Origin of the sequence: Variovorax sp. Root318D1 (assembly GCF_001424835.1) — a bacterium.
GTDB lineage: Bacteria > Pseudomonadota > Gammaproteobacteria > Burkholderiales > Burkholderiaceae_C > Variovorax.
Genome location: NZ_LMCQ01000025.1, coordinates 338,587 through 346,426, shown reverse-complemented (window position 1 = coordinate 346,426; position 7,840 = coordinate 338,587). Strand labels below are relative to the sequence as shown.

General features: G+C 67.1%; 6 protein-coding genes and 1 pseudogene. 2 read left to right on the top strand and 5 right to left on the bottom strand.

The window, feature by feature from the left end; translation table 11 throughout:
* The 3 genes and pseudogenes from ASC78_RS26715 to ASC78_RS28420 form a co-directional block, all read right to left on the bottom strand.
* The coding region (locus ASC78_RS26715) for a tandem-95 repeat protein (protein WP_157634528.1) at nt 1–668 on the bottom strand (668 nt) is incomplete at its 3' end.
* Nucleotides 669–849: 181 nt separating this feature from the next.
* Nucleotides 850–1,146, bottom strand: a pseudogene (locus ASC78_RS28425) (Ig-like domain-containing protein); the annotation flags it as partial.
* Nucleotides 1,147–1,271: 125 nt separating this feature from the next.
* On the bottom strand, nt 1,272–2,302 hold a 1,031-nt coding region (locus ASC78_RS28420; protein WP_443082746.1), incomplete at its 3' end, for an Ig-like domain-containing protein.
* Nucleotides 2,303–2,703: 401 nt separating this feature from the next.
* Between ASC78_RS28420 and ASC78_RS26705 the strand changes: the two genes are divergently transcribed.
* Nucleotides 2,704–3,537, top strand: coding sequence for a response regulator transcription factor (locus tag ASC78_RS26705; RefSeq protein ID WP_055808437.1), 834 nt, complete (start codon nt 2,704–2,706; stop codon nt 3,535–3,537).
* A 432-nt stretch (nt 3,538–3,969) separates the two neighbouring features.
* Here the strand turns inward: ASC78_RS26705 and ASC78_RS26700 are convergent, their stop codons facing one another.
* Complete coding sequence (locus tag ASC78_RS26700; RefSeq protein WP_055808497.1) at nt 3,970–4,785, bottom strand: response regulator transcription factor; 816 nt, start codon at nt 4,783–4,785, stop codon at nt 3,970–3,972.
* A gap of 130 nt (nt 4,786–4,915) precedes the next feature.
* Nucleotides 4,916–5,629 carry a response regulator transcription factor gene (locus tag ASC78_RS26695; RefSeq protein WP_055808435.1) on the bottom strand — a complete coding sequence of 238 codons (714 nt, stop codon included), beginning with the start codon at nt 5,627–5,629 and terminating at the stop codon, nt 4,916–4,918.
* Nucleotides 5,630–5,657: 28 nt separating this feature from the next.
* Between ASC78_RS26695 and ASC78_RS26690 the strand changes: the two genes are divergently transcribed.
* The gene (locus tag ASC78_RS26690; protein WP_055808433.1) at nt 5,658–7,748 is read left to right on the top strand and encodes a sensor histidine kinase; all 2,091 of its coding nucleotides are present in this window, start codon (nt 5,658–5,660) and stop codon (nt 7,746–7,748) included.
* Nucleotides 7,749–7,840 lie beyond the last annotated feature (92 nt).

Genomic DNA, 7,840 nt, shown 5'->3' with positions numbered 1-7,840 from the left:
ACGAACACGGGGGCGTCGTTGACGGGGTTGATGGTCACGGTCACGGTGCTCGTCGTCGTGCCACCGTGGCCGTCGCTGACCGTGACGGTGAAGCTGTCTGTGCCGTTGAAGTTGGCGCCGGGCGTGTACGTGTACGTGCCGTCGGCGTTGACCGTCACTGTGCCGTGGGCCGGGTCACTGCCCTTCACGTAGGTCAGCGTGTCGCCATCAGCATCGCTTCCGATGATTTGGCCGCTGACCGGCGTGTCTTCGTCCGTGGTCTTGCTGTCGTCGGGCGCCGTCGGTGCGTCGTTGACGTTCTGCTCGTTGAGCGTGACGGGGATGTTCGTCGTGACCGTGCCGTCGTTCGCGCCGATCACCAGCGCGTGCCCGTTGGCGCCTGCCTCGTAGTCGTTCACGAACGCCGCAGCGCCTGCAGCCGTGAGGCTGATCGCGCCCGTGACCGGATTGATGGCGTCGTAGTCGTTCACGAACGCCGCAGCGCCTGCAGCCGTGAGGCTGATCGCGCCCGTGACCGGATTGATGGCGAAGTAGCCGTTGTCGTTGCCCGAGAGGATGCTGTAGGTGATGGTCGCGCTGTCGACGTCCGTGGCGCGGACGGTGCCGAGCACGGTGCCTGCGGGGCGGTTTTCGTCGTAGCCGAAGACGTAGCCGTCCGTCGTGTTCACCGGTCGCGCTGTCGACGTCCGTGGCGCGGACGGTGCCGAGCACGGTGCCTGCGGGGCGGTTTTCGTCGTAGCCGAAGACGTAGCCGTCCGTCGTGTTCACCGGTGTGCCACCGCCGTCGACGAACACGGGGGCGTCGTTGACGGGGTCGATCGTCACGGTCACTGTGCTGGTGGTCGTGCCGCCGTGGCCGTCGCTCACCGTGACGGTGAAGCTGTCGGTGCCGTTGAAGTTGGCACCGGGAACATAGGTGTAGGTGCCATCGGCGTTGACTGTCACCGTGCCATGCGATGGGTCGGTGCCCTTGGTGTAGGTGAGCGTGTCGCCATCGACGTCGCTGCCAACGATCTGGCCGCTGACCGGCGTGTCTTCGTCCGTGGTCTTGGTGTCGTCGGGCGCTGTCGGCGCTTCGTTGACGTTCTGCTCGTTGAGCGTGACGGGGATGTTCGTCGTGACCGTGCCGTCGCTCGCGCCGACCACCAGCGAGTGAGCGTTGGCGCCTGCTTCGTAGTCGTTCACGAACGCCGCAGCGCCTGCAGCCGTGAGGCTGATCGCGCCCGTGACCGGATTGATGGCGAAGTAGCCGTTGTCGTTGCCCGAGAGGNACGAACACGGGGGCGTCGTTGACGGGGTTGATGGTCACGGTCACGGTGCTCGTCGTCGTGCCACCGTGGCCGTCGCTGACCGTGACGGTGAAGCTGTCCGTGCCGTTGAAGTCTGGGTTGGGCGTGTAGGTGTACGTGCCGTCCGGGTTGACCGTCACCGTGCCATGCGACGGATCGCTGCCCTTCGTGTAGGTCAGCGTGTCGCCGCTATCCATGTCGCTGCCGGTCACACGGCCGCTCACGGGCGTGTCTTCGTTCGTGGTCTCGGTGTAGTCGGGCGCCGTGGGCGCGTCGTTGACGGGCGAGACGGTCACGGGCACCTTCACGGTGGTGGTGCCGCCCCTGCCGTCGCTGACGGTCACTTCAAAGCTGTCGGGACCTTCATAGCCGGGATTGGGCGTGTAGAGGAACTGGCCGGTGGACGGGTCGACGGTGACGGTGCCGTGCTCGGGGCCTTTGGCGACGGTGTAGTTCAGCGTGTCGCGGTCCGGGTCGGTGGCCTGCACTTGCCCGGAAACGGGCTTGTCCTGCTCGGTGACGAGGGGCTCGGCCTTGCCTTCGGGGCCGCGGTTCTGCGGCGGGAGCAGCGGCGGGATGAAGGCCGGGCCGCCACCGCCGCCGCCACCACCACCACCGCTCGCGGCGGCACCGACGCCCAGCACGCCGAGCGCACCCAGCAGCCAGCCAGGCACACCGTCGGGCAGTAGCGCGCCGCCGGCGTCGTTCCATTCGATTTCGGTGAAGTGGAAGTCTTTCCAGGGCGCGGTGTACTGGCCCCACCACTGCACGCCTGCGCCGTCTTCGAGCACGAGGTCGTTGCGGCCGCCGTCAGGGTATTCGGCGAAGAAGCCGCGCACGGCGACTTCCTGGCCGCCCTGCAACACGAGCACGAGGTCGCCGCCGCGACGCTCAAACTTGAGCACGCTCTCGGGCGCGATCTTCAGCGAGACGATCGATGGGCGATCCAGAACCAGAGGGGTGTCTGCCCCCGCTTTGCGGGATGCGCCACCAGACTTGTAAACAGCTTCCATGATTTGTCCTTGCTTCTTGACTCCAGACCCCGGGGCGCCTTCGTCTTAGACGAACAACCTGGGTCGCACATTGGGAAATCTCGAGTGCCGGGGCCCTCGAGGACTCGCCAGCAAGACCCGACCGGGGTCATGCGGCTTGCGCTTGCACGAGGCGGGATTCTTGGTGCGGGGGGCGAGCCGGGCTTTTGCCGAAGAGGTCGCCGCGTTTACTTTTTCGGACAATCGTTTACAAAGGTCTCCAAACGTTGAATATTTCACACAAATTGCGAGATAGAGTGGCTAATTCGCCGGTGAGCAAAACCGGCGCAGGCGGGCAATGGTGAGAATGATTACCAGTTAATTTCTTGGTTTCATAGCCTTCACCCAGAGAGCGCGGTCCCACTGCCGTGCCCGTTCTTTCCATGTCATATTGGTCACCTCCGGAGCCCCGGAGAGTTCATCTTCTGGTGGTCGACGAAGGCGCCGACGAACTCAAGCCCTTGCTGGAAACGCTACGGGGCGCCGGCTACCGCATCACCCTCGCTGTCGACGCGATGGAGGGCTATCGGCGCGCGACGACGCTGCAGATGGACCTGGTGCTGCTCGACGTGGGTCTGGGCAGCACCGACGGGTTCGCCGCCTGCCGCCTGTTGAAGGCCGACCCGGCCACGGCGGACATTCCGGTGATCTTCCTGACCTCGTCGGCCAGCTTGGAAGAGCGTTTGACGGGCCTGCGGGCCGGCGCGGTTGACTACATCGTGAAGCCCTTCGATCCGGCCGAGGTAATGGCCCGGGTCGAAATTCATCTGGCACTGGCCGAATGCCGCAGGTCGCGCATTGCCCCTGCCACGAAATCTGCGTCCCCACCCGACCGCCCTGCGACGAACGGTGACGGCGCGCCAGGCCCGGGCATGGACCGCATGCTCATGCAGGCGGCGGAGCGACTGATCCTCGCCGACCTGAGCCATGTATTGCCGCTGCGCGAACTGGCTGCGCGCCTGGGCACGCACGAGAAGCGCTTGTCGCGCGTGTTCAAGGAACTGGCGAACCGCACGGTCTTCGAGTTCGTACGCGAGGCACGGCTGCACGAGGCGCACCGCCTGCTGCTCGAATCGGCCATGCGCATTGAGGAGATCGCCGCGGCGGTGGGGTTCTCGAGCGCCGCAAATTTTGCGACGGCATTTCGCGAGTACTTCAACTGCACGCCGTCCGCCTGCCGCCAGGCCGGCGCCGGCCGCCGCGCCCCCGACGCGTGACGCACCCGCTGCGCACACACCCCGACGGGCAAGCGGCTTGCTGCTGGGCTTGACTCTGTGCCTGGGGGTCTGCGCTGCCAGCGCAGCGGAAGCGGTCAAGGCGAGCGCGCTCAGCTGGGGGCGACGTTGTCGTCGAACAGACCGGCGAAGTACTGGAGGACCCCACGGCCCGCCTATCGGCCAGCGAGGTGCTCGCCTTGCCGACAACGACGCACAGGCGCACACGCAGGCCGGCGTGTCCGACCCGATGGATGTTAGGCACCGCTACGATCGCATCCCGCAGCTGCAGATCGACCTGCAGCCTGGGAGTCTGTACAGGTACTATTGCGTGTTATGGACACGGGCCAGATCAGGCCGATGATGGAGTTGCGCACCGAGGGGCGTGGCGTCACATCGAACGCAACCATGCGCTGCTGAGCGGAACGCCGCTTTTCAGGCGCCGCACGTGCAGTCGCGACTCAGCTGCCGATACGCCGCAGGCGTGCTGCCGAAGCGTTCCTTGAACGCCGTCGTGAAGTTCGCGGCACCCGAGAACCCGATCGCATGCGCCACGTCCTCGATGCTGAGCGGCGTCTGGGCGAGCAGATGCTGCGCGCGCGACAGCCGCTCCTCGCGCACGAACTCGAGCACGGTGCGCCCCGTGTGGGCACGGAACGCCCGCGTCAGCCGCTTCTCGTGCGTGCCCACGCGTGCGGCGAGCGCCGGCAGCGGTGGAATGTTCGCAAGGTCGCTCTCGATGAGCCGCTGCGCAGCCCTGGCGATCACGCGGTCCAGGTCGTGGGGTGCTTCGTCTTCGGACTCCAGCGGCCTGCGGGGCGCCTCGGCGACACCGTCGGGCGGTTGCGCGCCGCGGCGTGCGAGCGCGAGATGGACCGAGATGCGGACCAGCACCTCTTCGGGTTCGAAGGGCTTGAGGATGTAGTCGACGCCGCCCTCTCGCAGACCGGTCAGCCGCTCCTCCAGCGTCGCACCGGCGGTGAGAAAGATCACCGGGATGTGCGCGGTAGTGTGGTCCGCCTTCAGCAGCCGGCACGCCTCGAAGCCGCTGGTGTCCCCCAAATGCGCGTCAAGCAGGATCAAGTCCGGCTGCAGCTCCCCGGCGCGGCGGTAGCCTCCGAGCGCGTCGAAGTCAAGGCTGATGCGATGGCCGGCGCCACGCAGCGCGGCAAGCAGCACCTGGAGCTCCTCGACGCTGTCGTCGATGACCATGATGTGCGCAGGCTTGGAAGATTGGAACCAGTAGGACATGAAGATGCGGCGCGTTGCGCGTACCGCATGGTCCAAGCCCCGATCGTTTGTTTCATGCGCCCTTCCTGACCTTTTCTGACGATTCCTGACCATGTGCCTGGCCCCTGCGAGCTCGGCAGCCCCGGCAGCGTCAGATCGCGAGCACGTACCCTGTGCCGCGCACCGAATGCAGCGGCAGGCGCATGCCGAGATTCGCGGCCTTGCGCCGCAGCCGGCTGGCGATCGCATCGATGCGGTGCTCGTCGAAGTCGAACACGTCGCCACCGAGCGCGCGGATCAGGTCGTCGCGGCTCGCCGCTGTGCCGCGCTGCCCGAAAAGGCAGCCGAGGAAGGCGCGCTCGCTCGTGGTGAGGGCCATCTGCCGGCCTTCGGGGTCGCCCAGGATCCAGTCGCCCTCGAGCAAGCGCCAGGCGGCGGGTGCGGGCGGCAAGGTCGCTGCGTTCCCCTGCGGTGCGACCGTGAGCCGCCGACCGACGGCGTTCAGCGTCTCGGCCAATTCCAGCATGTTCACCGGCTTCACCAGATAGGCGTCTGCACCTTCGCGCAGCCCCAGCAGCCGGTCTTCGAGCTCGCCCCGCGCGGTAACCAGCACCAGGCCGAGCCGTCGCTGCACTGCGCGCAGATGTGAAACGACCGCGAGGCCGCTCTCGCCTGGCAAGCCGATGTCCACCACCGCGATGTCGCAGGGCTGGACCGCGAACGCCTTGTAGAACGACGGGGCGTCGCCGAAGCCCTGCGCGTCGAAGCCGAGTTCTCCGAGTGCGAAGACGGTTTCTGCACGGATGTCTTCGTCGTCCTCGATCACATGGACGAGAAGACCGGTACGCTGGCTCGGGGATGGCATGGCGCGGAAAGTATAAAGTCGCGTCCCAATGCGCCTCGACGTCGAAACCACCCGGGCGGGTCCGGGCCGCCTGCTTGTTCTTCTGTTCCTGCTGCTGTGGTGCTTTGCAATGCCGGCCCGCGCGGTGGTCCTGTCGGCTTCCGATGGCCTCGGCCGCGGCATCCAACTCTCCGGGGGCCTCGAGATCCTGCGCGACCCCTCCGGCGGGTGGCGTATCGCCGATGTCGCGCGCGGGGCGCAGCGGAGCGGCTTCGCGCCGCTCGAAGGACCGGTGGAGGAAGGCTTCAGCCGCGACGCTGTGTGGCTGCGCTTCTCGCTCGCGCGCACGGTCGACGCGCCCGCACGATGGCTGCTGCGCGTGCGACCGCCGCGCATCCACGAAGCCACCTTGTATGCGCCGGACGGGCGCGGCGGATTCGTCGAGACGCCGCTCGGCGACGCCCGCCCGTTCGCGGCGCGCGAGATCCCCGACCACAACTTCGTGTTCCCGCTCGACATTTCGACCGAGCCAGCTGTCTATTTCCTGAGGGTGCGCAACGACGGACCCTCGCTGCGGGCCGAATTGGACCTGTGGCAGCCTGTCGGCTTCGAGCGCGACCGCACGGCCGACTACACCATCACGGGCGTGCTGCTCGGCGCCGCCCTGCTCGCCGTCTGCATGAACCTGATCTTCGGGGCTTGGCTGCGGGACGGGCTCTACGCCCATTACGCGCTGTACGTGCTCTGCATCGCGGCGCTGTCGGTCAACCGCCAGGGGTTCGCAGCGCAGTGGTTCCTCGACGCTCGCCCCGAACGCGTGGCTCAAACGCTGCTTGCCGTCAATTGCTTCTTCAACATGGTGGGTACCGCGTTCATGTCGCGCATCTTCCAGTTTCGGCGCCATTGGCCGCCCGCGGCACATTTCTTCAACGCGGTCGTGGTGTTCAACTTCGTTGCGTTCGTGCTGGTCCTGGCCGGCCATCACGCCGCCATGGCGAGCTGGGCGAGCGCGGGCAGCGCCGCGTCCACGCTGTTCGGCGCGGTCTTCGTCTGCTACCTGCTCTTCGTGCGGCGCCAGTTCCAATACCTGCTTCCGGCCTCGGCCTTCGCGGTGGGAACGGTGCTGGGGCTCTACGGGCTGTTGAAGCTCTGGCTCGGCGACGGGATGCCCGGCGTGCCGCCTGACCGCATCTATTGGCTCGGCACCATGTGCCACCTCGTCCTGCTGAATGTGGCCGTGGCCGACCGGACACGGCGCGCCGAGCGCGACTACCGCGCCGAGCGCGAGCGCGTGCTCGCAGTGCGGCTGGAAGCCGAACAGGCGCTCGAAGGCACCGTCGTGCGACGCACCGCCGAACTGCAGCAGACCAATGCCGCGTTGCATGAGGAGATCGCGGCCCGCGCCCGTCTGGAGGCCCGGCTGCGTGAGTCGCTCGAGGTCGAGCGCCAGGCGATCGTGCAGCAGCGCGAGTTCGTCTCGATGGTGTCGCACGAGTTCCGCACGCCCTTGACAGTGATCGACGGCGCGGCGCAATCGCTCGACATCTCGAAGCTCGGCGGGGAGCCGGTGGTGAAGCAGCGCACCGAGCGGATCCGGCGCGCCGTGCAGCGCCTGACCATGCTGATCGAGAACATCCTGCTGGCCGACCGCCTCCAGCCCGAGAACCGGATGCTTCGCCTCGAAGTCGTTGACATGGCGGCGCTCGCGCGTCGCCTGTGCGAGAGCTTCCACTTTTCCGGCGCTTCGCGCCTGTCCATCGACGTGCGCGAACCCCTGCCGAAGGTGCGCGGCGATCGAGCGCTGCTCGAGATCGCGCTGCAGAACCTGATGCAGAACGCATTGAAGTACTCGCCGCCGGAGCGACCGGTGCATGTCGTGCTGCGGCACACGGGCGACATCGTGCAGGTCGACGTGATCGACCGCGGACCGGGAGTCGCAATGGCCGACAAGGCCCGCATCTTCGAGAAATATTTCCGTGCCGAAACGGCGAGCGCAGTGGCCGGCACCGGACTGGGGCTTCATTTGTCGCGCGAGATCGCGATGCGCCATGGCGGCGACGTGATACTGCGCGAAACAGGAACCGGCGGGTCGACATTCCGCCTCGCGCTTCCAGCTGCGCCGCCCGAACAAGTCACATGACCCGTCGCACGGCATGCGGGAACGGGAACACGGCCTGCGCACCGACTGCGGCCTTGGGAAGGGCAAAGCGCCTCACACAGGCGTTCTCACAT

What these genes read in the sequence shown, in the direction of transcription:
- ASC78_RS26705 (WP_055808437.1), top strand. Translation starts at nt 2,704, where the DNA reads ATGTCATATTGGTCACCTCCGGAGCCCCGGAGAGTTCATCTTCTGGTG.
- ASC78_RS26700 (WP_055808497.1), bottom strand. Translation starts at nt 4,785, where the DNA reads ATGTCCTACTGGTTCCAATCTTCCAAGCCTGCGCACATCATGGTCATC.
- ASC78_RS26695 (WP_055808435.1), bottom strand. Translation starts at nt 5,629, where the DNA reads ATGCCATCCCCGAGCCAGCGTACCGGTCTTCTCGTCCATGTGATCGAG.
- ASC78_RS26690 (WP_055808433.1), top strand. Translation starts at nt 5,658, where the DNA reads ATGCGCCTCGACGTCGAAACCACCCGGGCGGGTCCGGGCCGCCTGCTT.